Annotated in this window: 13 protein-coding genes and 2 pseudogenes; 8 read left to right on the top strand and 7 right to left on the bottom strand. The window is 66.6% G+C overall.

The window, feature by feature from the left end; genetic code table 11:
• Entirely contained in the window at nucleotides 1-3,540 is a 3,540-nt protein-coding gene (gene dnaE / locus AB0I51_RS28560) for a DNA polymerase III subunit alpha (RefSeq protein WP_362979896.1), read from the bottom strand.
• 178 nt (nucleotides 3,541-3,718) lie between these two features.
• Here dnaE and AB0I51_RS28555 point away from each other — a divergent pair, with 178 nt between their 5' ends.
• Nucleotides 3,719-5,044, top strand: a complete 1,326-nt coding sequence (locus AB0I51_RS28555; protein WP_019067733.1) for a DUF2252 domain-containing protein — start codon at nucleotides 3,719-3,721, stop codon at nucleotides 5,042-5,044.
• 13 nt (nucleotides 5,045-5,057) lie between these two features.
• On the opposite strand, the gene AB0I51_RS28550 is transcribed toward AB0I51_RS28555, so the two are convergent.
• On the bottom strand, nucleotides 5,058-6,302 hold the full coding sequence (locus AB0I51_RS28550) for an RNA-guided endonuclease TnpB family protein (RefSeq protein ID WP_362980132.1): 1,245 nt from the start codon (nucleotides 6,300-6,302) through the stop codon (nucleotides 5,058-5,060).
• 390 nt (nucleotides 6,303-6,692) lie between these two features.
• Here AB0I51_RS28550 and AB0I51_RS28545 point away from each other — a divergent pair, with 390 nt between their 5' ends.
• The 4 genes and pseudogenes from AB0I51_RS28545 to AB0I51_RS28530 form a co-directional block, all read left to right on the top strand.
• The gene (locus AB0I51_RS28545; protein WP_362979894.1) at nucleotides 6,693-7,379 is read left to right on the top strand and encodes a hypothetical protein; all 687 of its coding nucleotides are present in this window, start codon (nucleotides 6,693-6,695) and stop codon (nucleotides 7,377-7,379) included.
• Nucleotides 7,380-7,494: 115 nt separating this feature from the next.
• Nucleotides 7,495-8,343, top strand: coding sequence for a thioredoxin domain-containing protein (locus AB0I51_RS28540; RefSeq protein ID WP_362979892.1), 849 nt, complete (start codon nucleotides 7,495-7,497; stop codon nucleotides 8,341-8,343).
• 27 nt (nucleotides 8,344-8,370) lie between these two features.
• Nucleotides 8,371-8,487 (top strand): winged helix-turn-helix domain-containing protein, encoded by a 117-nt coding sequence (locus AB0I51_RS28535; RefSeq protein ID WP_362979890.1) that lies wholly within the window; start codon nucleotides 8,371-8,373, stop codon nucleotides 8,485-8,487.
• A gap of 396 nt (nucleotides 8,488-8,883) precedes the next feature.
• A pseudogene (locus AB0I51_RS28530) lies at nucleotides 8,884-10,065 on the top strand (IS256 family transposase); the annotation flags it as partial.
• Nucleotides 10,066-10,137: 72 nt separating this feature from the next.
• Here AB0I51_RS28530 and AB0I51_RS28525 read toward each other — a convergent pair.
• On the bottom strand, nucleotides 10,138-10,359 hold the full coding sequence (locus AB0I51_RS28525; protein ID WP_362980130.1) for a 4a-hydroxytetrahydrobiopterin dehydratase: 222 nt from the start codon (nucleotides 10,357-10,359) through the stop codon (nucleotides 10,138-10,140).
• A gap of 266 nt (nucleotides 10,360-10,625) precedes the next feature.
• Here AB0I51_RS28525 and AB0I51_RS28520 point away from each other — a divergent pair, with 266 nt between their 5' ends.
• Nucleotides 10,626-10,808, top strand: coding sequence for a hypothetical protein (locus tag AB0I51_RS28520; RefSeq protein WP_362979888.1), 183 nt, complete (start codon nucleotides 10,626-10,628; stop codon nucleotides 10,806-10,808).
• 137 nt (nucleotides 10,809-10,945) lie between these two features.
• Here AB0I51_RS28520 and AB0I51_RS28515 read toward each other — a convergent pair whose 3' ends face one another.
• The 3 genes and pseudogenes from AB0I51_RS28515 to murJ all read right to left on the bottom strand — a co-directional run bounded on the left by AB0I51_RS28515 (nucleotide 10,946) and on the right by murJ (nucleotide 14,704).
• Entirely contained in the window at nucleotides 10,946-11,323 is a 378-nt protein-coding gene (locus tag AB0I51_RS28515; protein ID WP_362980144.1) for a hypothetical protein, read from the bottom strand.
• Between the two features lie 96 nt (nucleotides 11,324-11,419).
• Nucleotides 11,420-11,620: pseudogene (locus AB0I51_RS28510) on the bottom strand (helix-turn-helix transcriptional regulator); the annotation flags it as partial.
• Nucleotides 11,621-12,580: 960 nt separating this feature from the next.
• Nucleotides 12,581-14,704 (bottom strand): murein biosynthesis integral membrane protein MurJ, encoded by a 2,124-nt coding sequence (gene murJ / locus AB0I51_RS28505; protein ID WP_362979886.1) that lies wholly within the window; start codon nucleotides 14,702-14,704, stop codon nucleotides 12,581-12,583.
• A gap of 774 nt (nucleotides 14,705-15,478) precedes the next feature.
• On the opposite strand from murJ, the gene AB0I51_RS28500 reads away from it, so the two are divergent.
• A complete protein-coding gene (locus tag AB0I51_RS28500) occupies nucleotides 15,479-15,916 on the top strand; it encodes a hypothetical protein (RefSeq protein ID WP_362979884.1) in 438 nt (145 codons plus the stop codon).
• 156 nt (nucleotides 15,917-16,072) lie between these two features.
• Nucleotides 16,073-17,734, top strand: coding sequence for an alkaline phosphatase D family protein (locus tag AB0I51_RS28495; protein WP_362979882.1), 1,662 nt, complete (start codon nucleotides 16,073-16,075; stop codon nucleotides 17,732-17,734).
• Nucleotides 17,735-17,748: 14 nt separating this feature from the next.
• Here AB0I51_RS28495 and AB0I51_RS28490 read toward each other — a convergent pair whose 3' ends face one another.
• Complete coding sequence (locus AB0I51_RS28490) at nucleotides 17,749-18,372, bottom strand: transposase (RefSeq protein ID WP_362979880.1); 624 nt, start codon at nucleotides 18,370-18,372, stop codon at nucleotides 17,749-17,751.
• Nucleotides 18,373-18,500: the final 128 nt, after the last annotated feature.

Raw genomic sequence — 18,500 nt, 5'->3', positions numbered from 1 at the left:
TCAGCCGGCCAGGCAGGCCGGGCCGAGCAGCACCTTCAGGTCGCCGAACAGGGCCGGGTCGGGCTTCACCCGGTGCCGGTCCAGGCGCAGCACGGTGGTCTTGGTCGGGCCCTGGAGCCTGATGCGGACCTCGCTGTCGCCCCGGTGGTGGCTGAGGATCTCACCGAGCCTGCTCACCATCGGCGGGGTGACCCTGGTCGCCGGGATGGTGAGGATCACGGGCGCGTTGGTGCCCGCGTTCGACAGGTCCGGGACCTGCATCTCCATCGCGACCAGACGGGGCACGTCCTCGCGCTTGTCGAGGCGGCCCTTGACGAACACGATGGTGTCCTCGACGAGTTGGGTCGAGATGAGCTGGTAGGTCGCCGGGAAGAACATGCACTCGATGGAGCCCGCGAGGTCCTCGACGGTGGCGATCGCCCAGGCGTTGCCCTGCTTGGTCATCTTGCGCTGGAGGCCCGAGATGATGCCGCCGATGGTGACGACCGCGCCGTCCGCGTGCTCGCCTCCGGTGAGCTGGGCGATGCCCGCGTCGGCCTTGTCGGTCAGCACGTGCTCCAGGCCGAACAGCGGGTGGTCGGAGACGTAGAGACCGAGCATCTCCCGCTCCTGGGCGAGGAGATAGGTCTTCTCCCACTCGTCGGTGGTGAACTCCACGTCGAGTCCGAAACCGGGCTCGCTGGTGTCCTCGTCGCCCATGCCGCCGAAGAGGTCGAACTGCCCCTCGGCCTCCTTGCGCTTGACCGCCACCACGTTGTCGATCATCGGCTCGAAGTGTGCGGTGAGGCCCTTGCGGGTGTGCCCGAGGGTGTCGAACGCGCCTGCCTTGATGAGGGATTCGGTGGTGCGCTTGTTGCAGGCGGCGGCCTCGACCTTGTCCAGGTAGTCGGGGAAGGAGGCGTACTTCCCCTTCGCCTTGCGGGACCTGATGATCGAGTCGACCACGTTCGTGCCGACGTTGCGCACGGCCTCCAGGCCGAAGAGGATCACGTCGTCGCCCTGGGCGGCGAAGTTGTGCACCGACTCGTTCACGTTCGGCGGGAGCACCTTGATCTTCATGCGCCGGCACTCGTTCAGGTAGATCGCGGACTTGTCCTTGTCGTCCTTGACCGAGGTGAGCAGCGCCGCCATGTACTCGGCCGGGTAGTTGGCCTTGAGGTAGGCGGTCCAGTACGAGACCAGGCCGTACGCGGCGGAGTGCGCCTTGTTGAACGCGTAGCCGGCGAAGGGCACCAGAACGTCCCACAGGCCCTGGATCGCCTCGTCGCTGTAGCCGTTCTTCCGGGCGCCCTCCTGGAAGATGGTGAAGTTCTTCGCCAGCTCGTCGGGCTTCTTCTTGCCCATCACGCGGCGCAGGATGTCGGCCTCGCCGAGCGAGTACCCGGCGACGATCTGGGCGGCCTTCTGCACCTGCTCCTGGTACACGATCAGGCCGTAGGTCACCGCGAGGACCTCTTCGAGGGGCTCCGCGAGTTCCTTGTGGATCGGGGTGATCTCCTGGCGGCCGTTCTTGCGCTCGGCGTAGTTGATGTGCGAGTTCATGCCCATCGGGCCGGGCCGGTACAGGGCCGAGACGGCGGAGATGTCCTCGAAGTTGTCGGGCTGCATCTGGCGCAGCAGCGAACGCATCGGGCCGCCGTCGAACTGGAACACGCCCAACGTGTCGCCGCGGCACAGCAGTTCATAGGTCTTGGGGTCGTCCAGTGCGACGTCGAGGAGCTGGAGCTTGACGCCCTTGTTGCTCTCCACCATCTTCACGGCGTCGTCCATGATGGTGAGGTTGCGCAGCCCCAGGAAGTCCATCTTGATCAGGCCGAGCGACTCGCACTGCGGGTAGTCCCACTGTGTGATGGTCACGCCGTCCGTGTGCCGCACCCAGATCGGGGCGTGGTCGACGATGGGCTCGCTGGACATGATGACGCCGGCGGCGTGCACGCCCATCTGCCGGACCAGGCCCTCGACGCCCTTGGCGGTGTCGATGACCTTCTTGACGTCCGGCTCGTTCTCGTACATCCCGCGGATCTCGCCCGCCTCGCCGTAGCGGGGGTGCGAGGGGTTGGTGATGCCGTCGAGGTCGATGCCCTTGCCGAGGACGTCGGCGGGCATCGCCTTGGTGAGGCGGTCGCCCATCGCGTACGGGTAGCCCAGCACGCGCGCGGAGTCCTTGATGGCGTTCTTGGCCTTGATCTTGCCGTAGGTGCCGATCATGGCGACCTTGTCGGCGCCGTACTTCTCCGTCACGTACCTGATCACCTCGACGCGCCGACGCTCGTCGAAGTCGATGTCGACGTCGGGCATGGAGACGCGCTCGGGGTTGAGGAACCGCTCGAAGATCAGACCGTGCGGGATCGGGTCGAGGTCGGTGATGCCCAGGGCGTACGCGACGATCGAACCGGCGGCGGAGCCACGGCCGGGGCCGACCGCGATGCCGTTGTTCTTCGCCCACATGATGAAGTCGGCGACGACGAGGAAGTAGCCGGGGAACCCCATCTGGATGATGACGTCGAGCTCGTACTCGACCTGCTTCTGGCGGTCCTCGGGGACGCCGCCCGGGAAGCGGCGCTCCATGCCCAGGCGCACCTCCTCCTTGAACCAGGTGACCTCGGTGTAGCCGTCGGGGATGTCGAACTTCGGCATGAGGTTCTTCGCCTCGAACATGCCGGTGGTGTCGATCTGTTCGGCTACCAGGAGGGTGTTGCGGCAGCCCTCCTGCCAGGCGTCCGAGGAGTCGACGGCGTACATCTCGTCCGTCGACTTCAGGTAGTAGCCGGTGCCGTCGAAGCGGAAGCGGTCCGGGTCGGAGAGGTTCTTGCCGGTCTGGATGCACAGCAGGGCGTCGTGGGCGGTCGCCTCGTGCGCGTACGTGTAGTGCGAGTCGTTGGTCACCAGGGGCGGGATGCCGAGCTTGCGGCCGATGTCGAGGAGGCCGTCGCGGACCCGGCGTTCGATCTCGATGCCGTGGTCCATCAGCTCCAGGAAGTAGCGGTCCTTGCCGAAGATGTCCTGGTACTCGGCCGCCGCCTTCAGGGCCTCTTCCTCCTGGCCGAGGCGCAGCCGGGTCTGCAGCTCGCCCGAGGGGCAGCCGGTGGAGGCGATGAGCCCCTCGGACCACTGGGAGATGGTCTCCTTGTCCATGCGCGGCCACTTCTGGAGCCAGCCCTCGGCGTACGCGTCCGAGGAGAGCTTGAAGAGGTTGTGCAGGCCCGTCTTGTTAGCCGCCCAGATCGTCTTGTGGGTGTAACCACCCGAACCGGACACGTCGTCGCGCTTCTGGTGCGGCTGGCCCCACTGGATCTTGCGCTTGTTGCGCCGGGACTCGGGGGCGACGTACGCCTCGATGCCGATGATCGGGGTGACGCCCGCCTTCTTCGCCGTGTGGAAGAAGTCGTAGGCCCCGTGGAGGTTGCCGTGGTCGGACATCGCGATGTGGGTCATGCCCATCTCGTTGCACGCGTTGAACATGTCCTTCAGCCGCGCGGCACCGTCCAGCAGCGAGTACTGGGTGTGGACGTGCAGGTGCGTGAACGGCGGCTTTGACACGGCTTGGCCTCCAGGGAAAACAGTCGACAACAGACAGCGGGCGGTCTGGGGGGACGAGACCGAATCCTATGCCTCAGGACTGACACTCGGCGGGCACTCCCACGTACCTTCGAGCGTTGGAAGGTGACGACAGACCCGTCACATGTCATGCACCACCCGTACCAGGAGGCACAGAGCGATGTCGGTTCCGCAGCTCAACGACGAGCACCGCGGCGAGGAGATCCTCGCTGTCTTCGACACCGCCTTCGGCGAGCTCCTGGCCGCCGACCCGGCCGCGTTCCGCGTGAAGTTCCGGAAGATGGCGGCCTCCGCCTTCGCCTTCTACCGGGGCACGGCGGCCCTCTTCTACCACGACCTCGACGCGGAGAAGCGGGGCGGCCCGTACCTGGACGACCGCACCTCGCGCGTGTGGATCCACGGCGACCTGCACGCCGAGAACTTCGGCACGTACATGGACTCGAACGGCCGCCTGGTCTTCAACGTCAACGACTTCGACGAGGCGTACGTCGGCCCGTTCACGTGGGACCTGAAGCGCTTCGCGGGCTCCATCGCGCTCCTCGGGTACGCGAAGGCGCTCAGTGACGAGCAGATCACCGAGCTGGTGAAGATCTACGCGGGCGCGTACCGCGAGCGCGTGCACGCCCTGGCGACCGGCGCCAAGAGCGACGAGGTGCCGCCGTTCACCCTGGACACCGCCGACGGGCCGCTCCTGGGCGCGCTGCGCACCGCCCGCTCGCTGACCCGCTTCGAGCTGCTGGACTCGATGACGGAGATCCGCGACTACGAGCGCCGGTTCGCCTCGGGCGGCGGCTCCATCGAGCTGGACGCGGCCACTCGCTACAAGGTCCTCGCGGCCTTCGACGGCTACCTGGAGACCCTCCCCGAGTCCTCCCTGGACCGCCCCGACTCCTACCGCGTGAAGGACGTCGTCGGCCGCCGCGGGATCGGCATCGGCTCGGCCGGGCTGCCCTCGTACAACATCCTTCTGGAGGGCAACAGCGACGCCCTGGAGAACGACGTCGTGATCTACATCAAGCAGGCCCAGACACCGGCCGTCTCCCGGCACATCACGGACGCAGCGATCCGGGACTACTTCCAGCACGAGGGCCACCGCACGGTGATCTCCCAGCGCGCCCTCCAGGCGCACGCGGACCCGTGGCTGGGCTGGACCGAGCTGGACGGCTCGGGGCAGCTGGTCGCCGAGGTGTCGCCGTACGCGGTGGACCTGGACTGGAGCGACATCGACGACCCGGAGGAGATCGCCGCCGTGGTCGCCGACCTCGGGCGGGCCACGGCCACCATGCACGCGGCGGCCGACGACCAGTCCGGCGAGTCCCTGGTGCCGTTCTCCACCGAGCGCGCCATCGACGCGGCGATCGCGGCCGACGAGGACGGCTTCGCGGGCGTCCTGGTCGACTTCGCCCACGACTACGGCACACGCGCGCGTGCCGACCACCAGATCTTCGTCGACCTGTTCCGCAACGGCCGGATTCCGGGTCTTTGACATGCTCGCTGGTCTAAGGGCCAGGGATTCCGGCCTGGGTCGAGTGACCCTTCCGGGGGCTTCCTGCTTCACCGCGCTGTGCGGGCACGTGTGCACGTCTTACCAGCGCTCCACAGGCGTTTTGCGTCTCCGCCCGTCCGGCGGCGACGATACGACGTCCTTCAAAAAGGACATTGCGGGCCGCGTTGTGATCGCGGTCATGCACGGTGCCGCACTCGCCGCACGTCCACTCGCGGACGTGTAGGGGCTTGGGGCCGTCCCGGAATCCGCAGGCCCAGCAGACTCGCGAGGACGGGAAAGCCCGGTCCACCTTGGCGAAGGTCCGGCCGTGCTTTGCCGCCTTGTACTCCAGCATGCCGACGAACTGCGACCACCCCGCGTCGTGCACGGACTTGGCGAGCCGAGTGCGTCCGAGGCCGGACACCGCGAGGTCTTCCACGTACACCGCTTGGCTGTCGCGGATGATCTGTGTGGATGCCCTGTGGTGGAAGTCCCGACGCCGGTCGGCGACCTTGGCGTGCTGGCGTGCGACCTTGATACGGGCCTTGGCCCGGTTCTTCGATCCCTTCACCTTGCGGGACAGCTCCCGCTGAAGGCGCTTGAGCTTCTTCTCGGCCCGGCGCAGGAAACGCGGAGCGCTGATCTTCGTCCCGTCGGACAGGACCGCGAAGGCGGACAGACCGAGATCGATACCGACGTCGGTCTCCAGGCCGGGAAGGATGTCCGGCTCGGTGTCGACAACGAAGCTGACGAAGTACCGGCCGGAGCTGTCCTTGGTGACGGTCAGGGACGTGGGTGCGGCCGGAAGCCTGCGCGACCACTTGACCCTGAGGTTGCCGACCTTGGCCACATACACCGTGCCGTTGTCCTGGAGGCAGAAGGCGTTGGTGTTGAGGCGGATGGACTGCCGGGAGTCCTTCTTCGACTTGTAGCGGGGAGGCCCCATTCTGCGGCCCTGCCGCTTGCCCTTGACCGAGTCGAAGAAGTTCTTGTAGGCCGTGTCCAGGTCCCGCAGGGACTGTTGCAGAACGACCGCCGACACGTCGGCGAGCCAGGCCCGTTCCTCGGTGCGCTTGGCCTGGGTGATGCGCAGCCGGGACAGTTCGGCCGACTTCACGTACGGCAGCCCGGCCGCGTGCGCTTCCCTCCGGTCGCGCAGACAGTCGTTCCACACCACACGGGCACACCCGAACGCGTTCGCCAGCGCACGACGCTGGGAGGCGTCCGGGTAGACCCGGAAGTTGTAGCGCAACTGCATGACCAGGACGCTACGCACGATCAACACCATGAGGCAGCAGAACGATCAAAGCCGGATCAGACGCATCGTTTCAGCAACGCATGTCCACTTGATCTTCGTGACGAAGTACCGGCACGAAGCGTTCGACGACGAAATGCTCACGCACTGCGAAGAGACCAGGCTCAAGGCGTGCGAGAACAGGTCGCCGCCTCCAAGCCGGTCAACAGCCTCAAGGGCGTCTCCGCCCACCAGATACAGGAGGAGTTCACCGGCCGGATCAACCGCGCCACTATCTAACGAGCACCTTGGTTGCCCTCGTACTTCTCCGCATCGCGTGGTGGCACCGTTGGCAACGCTCACAGGAAGCCCTTAGTGGTCCCTTACAGGAGCGCGTGACAGACTCTCCACACCATGGACATATCCGGGATCCAGCTCAGGGCCGTACGCGCGGCGCTGTTCACGGCACTGGTCGTGACGCTCAGCACCGCGTCGCACGTGCTGCTGTCCCGGGTCCCCCTTCCGTTCGGCACGGTGGCCGCCATCGCGGCCACCGTGTTCGTCCTCGCCTACGCGCTGGCGGGCCGCGAGCGCGGCTTCGGCCGGATCGCCGCCTTGCTGATCCCGCTGGAACTGGCCGCCGACACGGTGTTCACCACCGGCCAGCACGCCTGCTACGGCAGGGCGGGCGGCCCGGTCGCCGGACCGCTGCGCGCGGTCGGCCTGGACGTGCTGTGCAGCGGCGGCAGCGTGGGCACCCCGCTGGCCCGGATGACCGACAACCCCCAGCAGGCGGCGGCGCTGCTCGCACACACCGACGCCACCGCCGCCTGGCTGCTGCTCGGCGCGCACATCGGCGTCGGGCTGCTGGCCGCCGCGTATCTGCGCCGCGGCGAGCGCGCGCTGGCCGAGCTGTTGCGCGCGGCCTCCGCCGTCACCTTCCGGCCGCTGCTGCTCGCCGTCGCCGCCGTGACGGTGCGGCGCACCTCGGCGGTTCGCCGGCCGCCGCGCCCCGCACGCCGTACGGCCGCCGCCCGCGAGCTGCTGCTCGTGCACGCCCTGGGACGGCGTGGACCGCCCTGCCCAGTCGCTGCTGTCTGACGAGCCCGTCGGACGGGCTGACGTACCGACGCACCCCAGGCACCTGAGCACGTACAAGTCCCCCCGCACGTATTCCGCGTACGACGTGTGCGCGTCCCATATGGAGATCACCAACATGAGCAAACGGAACAGCGCCGCGGCGAAGACGGCGGCCCGAGAGCGGCTGCGCGCCGAGCGTGAGCGCCAGGCCAAGCGTGACAAGGCCAAGAGGCAGATCATCGTCGCCTGTTCGGTCGTCGGCGTCCTCGCGATAGCCGGCGGCATCGGCTATGCCGTCGTGCAGAACAGCAAGCCGAGCTACTGGGAGTCGGCGAAGGACGACAAGCTCGTCGCGCCGGCCAACACCACGGGCACGAACGGCACGACCGTGGTACTCGGCAAGAGCAGCGCGAAGAAGACTCTGAAGTTGTACGAAGACCCTCGTTGCCCGATCTGCGCCCAGTTCGAGCAAACCGTCGGCTCGACCGTCAAGAAAGACCTCGACGACGGCAAGTTCAAGATCCAGTACATCGGCGGCACGTTCCTCGACGGCGACTCCGACAAGAGCGGAAAGATTCAGATCGGCTCCCGCGGCGAAGGTTCTAAGAACGCGATGAGCGCCCTGGGCGCCGCGCTGAACGTGAGCCCGGAAGCCTTTCTGGAGTACAAGACCGCGCTCTACTCGGCGAAATACCACCCCGACGAGACGAACGACAAGTTCAAGAGCGACGACTACCTGATCAAGGTCGCGAACACGGTCGACGCCCTGAAGAACAACTCGAAGTTCCAGAACGCCGTCAAGAACGGCACGTACGACGCCTGGGCGCTGGCGATGTCCGAGACCTTCAACACGAACAGGGACGGCGTCAACGGCACGCCGAGCCTGGTGATGGACGGCAAGAAGCTCACCGGCTCCGACGGTCAGAACGCTCCGATGACCGTCGCCGAGTTCAACACCGCAATCGAGAAGGCACTTAAGGCCTGAGCCTGTTTTGACCGGCCAAAGCCAGACATGTGGACCTTGAGGCACCGGATCGGTTGGAGTGTGCAACTCCCAGCCCATCGGGCGACTGATCTCGACGAGCCGAAGATCACTGCTTGGAGGGACGAGCGGCGACCCGTCATATAGGGACGGCGGCGAACCTGGGCCCTGGATCTGCTCGAAGACAAGGCAGAGCCAGGGCCCGAGGGCCACCAGAAGGGACGTAGGTCAGCCCCGGCCGAGTGGCCGCGCCGGGGCTGCTTGGACGCTATGTGGATCAGGTCGCGCCGTGTGCTAGCTAGCGCGGCTGCTTCGATGCGCCGCGCCAACTCGACGTCGTGCTCCGCGACATACCCGCCGAGGTCGCTTGAACTGATCGAGATGTGCACGGCCTTGTAGCCGAGCGTCGGGTTGCGTCCAGTGAAGTGGTGTACGGGTTCGACCTGATCCGGGGGTTTGCTCCGGCATCGGGATGGTGCCCGCATAGATGAACGGCCACCGGCTGATCTTCGAAGTGTCGAAGCCTCGAAGGAGATCAGCACGATGACCGCACCCGACAGTCTGCCCCTGCACGCCCTCGCGGAAGACAACCTCGCCGCGGCGAGTCCCGATCTGCTGCGTGTGATGGTGAAAACGTTCGCCGACGCACTCATGTCCGCGGAGGCCGATGCCCTCTGCAATGCCGATTACGGGCAGGTCAGCGACGAACGCGTCAACCACCGCAACGGCTACCGCCCGCGCGAGTGGGACACCCGGGCCGGCACCGTCGAACTAGCCATCCCCAAGCTGCGCCAGGGCAGTTACTTCCCGCACTGGCTGCTGGAACGCCGCCGCCGGGCCGAGCAGGCCCTGATCTCGGTGGTCACCACCGCCTACCTGCTCGGCGTCTCCATCCGCCGGGTCGAGAAGCTCGCCGAATCCCTCGGCGTCACCCAACTGCCGAAGTCCCAGGTCAGTGCGATGGCCAAGCACCTGGACGAGGAGGTCGCCGCGTTCCGCAACCGGCCCCTGGACCAGGGACCCTACGCGTTCGTCTGGGTCGACGCGCTCACCCAGAAGGTCCGTGAGGGCGTCCGCATCATCAACGTCCACGCCCTGATCGCGGTCGGCGTCAACGCAGACGGCCACCGCGAGATCCTCGGCATCGACGTGGCCACCAGCGAGGACGGCGCCGGCTGGCTCGCCTTCCTACGCTCCCTGGTCGCCCGCGGCCTGTCCGGCGTCCAACTCGTCGTCTCCGACGCGCACATGGGACTGGTCAACGCAATCGGCGCCACCCTGCCCGGCGCGAGCTGGCAGCGCTGCCGCACCCACTACGCCCGCGCACTGCTGAGCCAGGTGCCCAAGTCGGCCCAGCCGTGGGTGGCCACCCTGCTGCGGACCGTCTTCGAACAGCCCGACACCGACGCCGTGGAGGCCCAGACGCGCCACGTCCTCGACGCCCTGGAAGCCAGGTTTCCCAAGGCCGCAGCCTACTTGGACGCCGCACAGGGCGACGTTCTGGCCTTCACCGCGTTCCCGCGTGAGATCTGGCGGCAGATCTGGTCGAACAACCCGCAGGAACGACTCAACAAGGAGATCCGTCGCCGCACCGACGTGGTCGGCATCTTCCCCGACCGCACCGCCCTGATCCGCCTGGTCGGCGCGGTGCTGGCCGAGCAGAATGACGAATGGACCGAAGCGCGCCGCTACATGGGACTCGACCTCCTGGCCAAGGCTCGCCTCCACCCGATCGAGTCACAAAACCGACGAGACCATCATCCCAACCGGACTCACCGCATAGCCTCAAAGAAGAGATCACCGAGTGGCCGTCGATACACCACTCCCGCGGACGTGACCGAGCGTCGCGTCCGAATGGTGCCCGAAGTCGTCCTGAATGGCCGCGAGATGGACGACGAACGCGGCCCCTTGGATGTGTTGGACCGAGTACGAGCGCTCGATCTTACGGCCGTCTGTCGTCCAGCCAGGCAGCTCTCTGATGCGTTCCTCGATCTGTTCCGTCGACAGAGCCTCAGCCACGGTCAAACCCCCTTGCCGATGGGTGCCAGCGCCTTCGTCAGGTCCTGGCCAACCGGTTCAGCTTGCCACGGCGCCATAGCCGCTTCTACGGCCGCCAGCTCCCACCGAGCACGTTCCGAACCCGTCTCCGCCACGACCCCGGCCGCCCGCCGCGTGAGCTCTACAGCGCGTTCTGGTTCTCCCAGCGACGCGACTGCAACTGCTTGTCGGCCCACCCACACACCGACATCTCGCCGTGCCGTTGCGGGAGCCGAGGGAATGATCTGTTGCCACACCCGATCAGCCTCACGGGCCAGGCCAAGGCGGCCGTAACAGGTGGCCCGCTGTACCTCTACGTAGTGCGGCGTCCGCAGGCAAGCCGTGCCCCACACCTCGACGTCGACGGCATCAAGGACGCGTCCCGCCTTATCCAGCAGCTCGTCAACCTGGCGGCGGCCGCCAAGAAGTGAGACGCCGTGTGCCTACTGTTGAAGGGCGAAGACCTGGACTTCTGGGGAGAGATGCCGAGTATCGATCTACGCCCCCTCGCAGAGGTCGACCACGGTGCTCCCCATAGCCTGATCAGTACGCGCCAAGGCGCGGTCCATCAGCGCGCAGGCGACCGCTTCCCGGTCACGAGAGCGGTGCGCCAACTCCTGAGCCACGTCATGCCACGCAACGCCCTTGCCGGGTCACCTGCATCGAGGTGAAGCCAAGCGGCGAACGCCGCATACGACACTCCGACCTGGGCCATCCGCTGTCGCGTGGGGCCGTCCGCCGCGTCCACGAGTTGGCCGATGAGGTCGCACTGCGCAGTGACCATCCCCAGGAGTGCGCGCGGCCCAAGCAGCATGTCGGCTCGGTAGTGCCCTTCCAACTGCTGCTGGAAGTACGGGATCAGCGCCGAGTCGACGTGCCGGGGTTCAGCCATTGCCGTGGAGATCGGTGCGGCGGCCACGGCACCGATGAACGTCCGACGGTCCACGTCGATGACCTCCCCGGGGGCTGGTGCGCTTCCCCCCGCTGGCTCTTCCTGCCGTGCCTGCCGGGCTGCGCCGGCTGCTCGGTCCAGTACGCCTGCTGGCACGCCGAACACAATCGCGAGGTGCGTTCGTGTCTCTGGGGTCGGAATGCGCGTACCACGCTCCCAGCGTCCAACTTCCCGCGCGTCTTTCGCAATCGCGCCGGACACTCGGCAGTATTCGTCGGCCACCTGCTGCTGGGTCCAACCGCGCTCGTCACGTAGCCGCCTGAGCAGATGGCCTGTGGTCTCCGCTGCCATAGACGCCTCCGTTCTGGCCCCCTGATTGGCCCGTGGACTGGCTGTTCCGCGGAATCAAGTACCGCGATTCTCTTGATAGATGGGCGACTGCCCACCAGACCCCGGCGACCGTGCGACCGATCCCGGGGCGTGGCCAACCTGAAGGAAGCAGGTCGACATGGCGCACGCTACAGGCCCGGAGCGGGACCGCGCTGGCAGGGTCAAGATGACGATCCGCGTGTATTCGGTGAACCGTCGTGGGCAAGTCATCGAGGATCGCGGCACCTTGAGCATCATGGACGGCCATGAGCCGTTGCCAGCGACGGCCGCTTTCCGGCCGTGCAAATGTTTCCGCCACAAGGGATAGACGGTCGAACGATGAGTATCCTCGCCGCCGCCACAGATACCCTGCCGTTCTCGGCTGAGTGCACGGTCGCAAAGCGGCCCGGGTATGAGGATCTGCACACGGCTTGCCGCCAGACCGAGGATGTTCCCCTGCCCAGGGCCATGGGTGTATTGCTGGTGCCTCGCTGCGGTTGTATCTGCCATACGCAGACCGAGAGCGTGTCGTAACACCGCATTTATGCCGCCATGGCTACGGGCTGACCACTGATCCCCGAGGACGCGGTGCCCATCGCGTAGGAGGCTGCGGTGTGCGGGCCCTTTCCCACGCGCTGTGCGCCGCACGGTCCGACACCTGAACGACGCACTTCGTCCATGACGCTGAGCGGACCCCATTTGCGGTCGTCTCGGGCCGGGGCCGCCATGCGTGTCACCTGTTCCGGCTGGGGCTTCCAGCCCCAGCCGGAACAGGTCTCACAAGATGACGATTCGCCCGTTCATATCCATGTATCAGGAAGCTTTACAGCCCTTCTTCACAGAGGCCGTCCCGGCCTGGTAAAACCTCAACTCAACGAGAAAAGATCAGCAGATCTAGGAAGACAAAGAGATCCTCTGGTGCCCTTCTACACACAGTGCGCCTCAGCGCCCCAGACGCCCGCGGACCATGCCGACCATTGAGTTCAGTTCTTCGATACGCATCCTCCGCGCGACGACGCAGAAGACGCCGAGTAGGGCGGTCGACCCCGCGAGAAGCGCCACGACGGATCCGAGGGCCCCGTGTCCGAGGACTCGGGTGATCGCGAAGCCTACGGCGCCACCTACCAGGGCGCCCGGAATGGAAGCCAGGCAGAGGCGGGCATAGGTGCGCAGTACGCGGGCGCCATCCAGGTCGCCTCCAATCCGCCTTCGCAGTCGTTGCCAGGCCACCCCGACGCCCACAGCGTACGCGAGGCCATACGCGCCTGCCATGCCGACGACCGCCCACTGAGCTGGCAGCGCCCAATAGCAGCCAGCGGAGGCGGCAGCGTTGACGGCGGCCACGATGACGGTGTTGTAGAACGGGGTGCGGGTGTCCTCGTAGGCGTAGAAGCCGCGCAGGACCACGTACTGCACTGAGAACGGGATCAGGCCGAGGCCGAAAGCCATGAGGACGTAGCCCATGGACTGGGCGGCCGCGACACTGCTGGAACCGAAGAGCAGGGTGCACATGGGGATGCCCAGCGCGACGAACATGAAGGCGACCGGGACGACCGCCACCGCGGAGGTGCGCAGCCCCTGGGAGATGTCGTCGCGGACGGCACCCGTGTCGCCGTCGTGGGCGGCTCGTGAAATCCGCGGGAGCATGGCCGCCATGACGGAGACCGTGATGATCGCCTGTGGCATGCCCCAAATCAACTGAGCGTTGGAGTAGGCCAGGATGCCCGCGCCGCTCCTGCCGGAGGCCTTGCCCGCCGCGGTGGCCAACTGAGTGACGACGAGGACGCCCGCCTGGTTGGCGAGCACGAAGGCCACTGTCCACTTGGCGAGCTTGATCGCCTTGCCGAGACCGTGGCCCTTCCAGTCGAAGCGCGGACGGAACCGGAACCCGGTCTCACGCAGATACGGCATCATCGCCAGGGCCTGGACGACCAAGCCGAGCAGAGTACCGATGCCCAGCAGCCGGATGCCCTCGGGCGGGATGTTGTTCTCGGACATGCCGGAGTTCCCGGCGGTGCCGTACACCCAGAGGAACATCCCGAACGTGAAGATCATGACAATGTTGTTCAGGACCGGAGTCCACATCATCGCGCCGAACTTCTCGCGGGCGTTGAGGATTTGGCCCATGACCACGTGGACACCCATGAAGAAGATCGTGGGGAGGCAGTAGCGGGCGAACGAGACCGCGACGTTGTTCGACGCCGGGTCGCTCGCGATGGAGTCCGACATCAACTGGATCAGTAGCGGTGCGGCGAAGACGGCGGCGGTGACGATCACGCCGAGGGTCACCATGACAAGTGTCAGCAGACGGTTGGCGTAGGCCTCGCCGCCATCCTCGTCTTCCTTCATCGACCGCACCAGTTGAGGTACGAAGACCGAGTTGAGTCCTCCGCCGACGGTGAGGATATAGATCATCGTCGGCAGGGTGTACGCGACGGTCCAAGTGTCACCGAGCGTCGCGGCGCCGAGAGCGGCCGTGATGACCATGGTGCGTACGAAACCAGTGAGCCGGGACACCAGCGTCCCCGCCGCCATGACCGCGCTCGACTTCAGCAGTCCTGACGCACGACCACCGGAATTGTTCGCCGCGGGCTCGGATGCGGGCACCGTAGGCCGCGGGGCGGCCGGAACCTGTTCCAGGGACGGTGACAGCACACCAGGCGGGCGGCCGCTGCCCTGGCCCTGGTCATGGAAGAGGTGGGCGAAGGCGTCAGACTCGGGCTGCTGCCCGGCTGCCTGGGCAACGAGGTCGTCAACGCCCACGAACTGGATCGTGGGGGTGTCTTCGCCGTGCGACAGGTGCCGCGTCGGGCCGACAGACTCCGGCGGAGGCATCTGGGCCCATACGCGCGGGTCGGGGGCGTACTGCGGGGTGGGCGGCTGCGCGTAGAACGGCTGTTGGGGGTGGTAGGTACCCGGGGATGGTGAGGGGTGCGCGGCACGGTCGTAGGGCGCCTCGGTCACCGGCGCCTGAGTGGAAAGGTCCCGCGCCCAGCGGGGGTCCTGGTCGTGTACGTCCTGAAAGTATGTGTCTACAGGGGACCCCGATAGCCAGCGCTGTTGCATGGCGTCAGAGCCATCGGAAGATTGAACGACAGCTTCCTCGTCGAATTCATTCATTGGCACATCCGGCTTCGCCGGCAACGCACTCCGCTCGCCCCGCCCGTTCCATTAACCCGATCACCCACTTCTCTAGCCATCACCAACAATCCCCAGGAGGCAGCTCGAATCTAGGTAAAATCTAGAAAGCGATTGACACTCCATCTTCGAGATCCCGCAAAGCCAGAGAGGAAGCAGCTCAGCTCCGGTCTAACCATTCTCCGCGCAAAGATCAGAATTATACCACATAGGAGCCGGGAACACGCGAGCCCCCCTATAGCATGACGCTGCGCGGGCATGCTCGCACCAAGCCTCCCCGTGCCAGATGCGAGTGAAGCCTCCGACAAGAACGGGCCTTCGTCTGAGTAACGTCCCGAGCGTGGGGGTGCACGGGCATCTGCCCGAGAAGCGCACCTGATGCATGTGACCCACTCCCTGCATGCATCAACACCGCCACCGGACGCCGAGCCTATACCGAATGCCACCTCGCCCTCGCCCTCGCCCTCGAGTAACTAACCAGACATCTAGGGCAAAAATTAGAACCTACCCTCAAAAGAGACTCTTATGATTATTTTAGCAACATCATCCCTTTTTAGCAATTAAGCTGTAATTGCTCACCGGATTTATTCGCTCTTGCCGTTCGAAGGACCCAAGGTTAGAGTCATCCGCGACCAGTCGAGGCGCATTCACATGCCATCGACACGCAGGAAAATTAGAACTCTCGACTACTCAGGGGGGAAAATGAAGAAGCTCACCAGGAATTTCAAGCGCGCACTGATGGGGACAGCCGTTACCGCTTCAGTCCTCGGCCTCAGCGCCACTCCGGCTTTTGCTGGAACCAACGCACACGGCTACTCGTATTTTGACGACTGCTCGCCTCTCGGTACTGGCTGCACCCGAGTCCAAGTGGCCGAGGGGTGGTTCATCGCAGACGGGGACGACTGGAAGGTGTGCGACCGCGAGGCAGACGGCGATCGCGCCGAGATCTCCATCTACTGGGAGGACTCCGGCGGGAACCACATCCATTACCTGGCGGCCACAGGCGGAGCAGGCACCTGCGCGACGGGCGGCGCCGGCGTCAACATACCCGAAGGCAAGAAGGTCACTCTCCAGGTCTGGCATCAGAACGGGGCCGACGGATCCCCGAAGGACCGGAAGACGTACACGGGTACCGCGTGACATTCCGTTCCACTGAGTCCGGCGCATGACAACGCCGCCGCCGGGCTGGTATCGCAAACCCGAAGTCCGCGTCGCGGGCAACGGGCCGACAAAGAGCGGGCGAACTTTTACGAGTTCGCCCGCCGTTGTTAATACCGGTCAGTAACCTGGTCGCTCGTGACCAGTCGATACAGAGCAACCGAGGGCGCCAACTCGCCCTTCCCGCGCCGCCGTACGGTCGTCAAGGCCGCTGCCGCCACCGCCGTGCTGGCCGGCCCGCTCGTCGCCGCGCTGCCCGCCGGGGCCGCGACCGAGACCCCCGCCTTCCTGCACGGGGTCGCCTCCGGGGACCCGCTCCCGGACGGCGTCCTGCTGTGGACCCGGGTGACGCCCACCGCCGAGGCGGTCCCGGGTTCGGGGCTCGGCCCGGACACCGAGGTGAGCTGGACCGTCGCCACCGACAAGGCGTTCACGAACATCGTCTCCAGGGGCTCGCTCACCGCGACCGCCGCCTCCGACCACACCGTCAAGGCCGACATCCGCGGCCTGGCACCGGCCACCGACTACTTCTTCCGCTTCTCGGCCGGCGGCACCGACTCCCCGGCGGCGCGCACCCGCACCGCGCCGGCGGCGGACGCCACCGTGACCAGCCTCCGCTTCGGTGTCGTCACCTGCGCCAACTGGGAGGCGGGCTACTTCTCGTCGTACCGCCATCTCGCGGCGCGCGGCGACCTCGACGCCTGGCTGCACCTGGGCGACTACATCTACGAGTACAAGTCCGGCGAGTACGCGGCGCGCGGCACGGTCGTACGGCCGCACGCGCCGCTGAACGAGATCATCACGCTCGCCGACTACCGCACCCGGCACGGCAGGTACAAGACGGACCCCGACCTCCAGGCGCTGCATCTGAAGGCGCCGGTCATCGCGATCTGGGACGACCACGAGTTCGCGGACAACGCCTGGTCGGGCGGCGCGGTCAACCACACCGAGGGCGCCGAGGGCACCTGGGCGGCACGCCGAGCAGCCGCGAAACAGGCGTACTTCGAGTGGATGCCGGTCCGCCCGGCGATCGAGGGAACCACCTACCGCCGCCTGCGCTTCGGCAGGCTCGCCGACCTATCACTCCTCGACCTGCGCTCCTTCCGTTCGCAGCAGGCGAGTTCGGGCAGCGGCTCGGTCGACGACCCGGACCGTACGATCACCGGACGCGCCCAACTCGACTGGCTGAAGGCCGGGTTGAAGGCCTCGGACACCAAGTGGCGGCTGGTGGGCAACTCGGTGATGATCGCGCCGTTCGTCATCGGCTCGCTCACCGCCGACCTGCTCAAACCGCTCGCCAAGCTGCTGGACCTGCCGCAGGACGGCATCGGCGTCAACACCGACCAGTGGGACGGCTACACCGACGACCGCCGTGAACTCCTCGCCCATCTGCGCTCGAACGCGATCGGCAACACGGTCTTCCTCACCGGCGACATCCACATGTCCTGGGCCAACGACGTACCGGTGGACGCCGGCACGTACCCGCTCTCGCCCTCTGCGGCAACGGAGTTCGTGATCACCTCGGTGACCTCCGACAACCTCGACGACATAGTGAAGGTGCCCGAGGGCACGGTCTCCGCGCTCGCCGCCCCGCTCATCCAGCTCGCCAACCGGCACGTCCACTGGGTGGACACGGACCGCCACGGCTACGGCGTCCTCGACATCACCGCCGACCGGGCACAGATGGACTACTACGTCCTGTCCGACCGCACCTCGGCCACAGCTACCTCGTCCTGGGAGCGCTCGTACCGCACGCGCAGCGGCACGCAGAAGGTCGAGCGGACGTACGACCCGGTGTAGGGCTCTGTAGTTCTCTAAGCGGTTTGGGTGAAGTTCGGTGTTGCTTGTCGGATCCGTTCGCGTTGCCGCCGCATCGCCCGGTCGACGGCGGCGCCGATGGCCTCGGTGCTGGTCTGGGCGCGCTGTGGGTAGTCCTGGTACTTCGCCTGGCGCCAGACCAGCTCGATGTCGTTCAACTCCGGGCTGTATGGCGGCAGATAGAACAGTTCCACCCCGATCTTCGCCAGCTGGCGGCGGCGCCCCTTGAATGCCTTGGCCACGTGCGCCGAGGCGTTGTCGAGCACGACCGTGCACGGCTTGCGGCGCTCCCAGACCGGCATGACATCGGCGCCAAGGCCGTCGGCGGCCAGGTCCAGCACGGCCGCGCCGCCGCCCAGGCCCGCCAGCCGCACACAGACGAACTCCAGCAGCACGCCGGCATCGATCTTGCCGCTGGTGTGCTGCCAGACCAGGTCGGGGGCACTGCCGACGACTTGGGCGCCGAGCACGTTGACCCGACGGTTTCTGGTGTCCTCGCGTGGGACCACCACCCGTTGCCCGATCCTCGACCACGTGTAGCCGGTGGGCATGGTCGGAGCGAACCCTGACTCGTCCAGGAAGATCAGGTCGCCTTGTCCGGCGTCGGCGGCCTGCCGCAAGGCCGCAAGTCCTCCAGCTCGGCCCGGGCGGCCTGCTGGAGGACGGGATCGGCCTGATGCCGGATGCTGTCGCGGGTGCGTTTCCAGCGGAACCCGTCACGGCGCAGCAGTTCCCACAGCCAGTACGC

Source organism: Streptomyces sp. NPDC050549 (genome assembly GCF_040655035.1).
In the GTDB taxonomy this organism is placed as follows: Bacteria; Actinomycetota; Actinomycetes; order Streptomycetales; family Streptomycetaceae; genus Streptomyces.
Note: the sequence above shows the minus strand (reverse complement) of the source record. Positions and strands in the feature narration are given on the sequence as shown.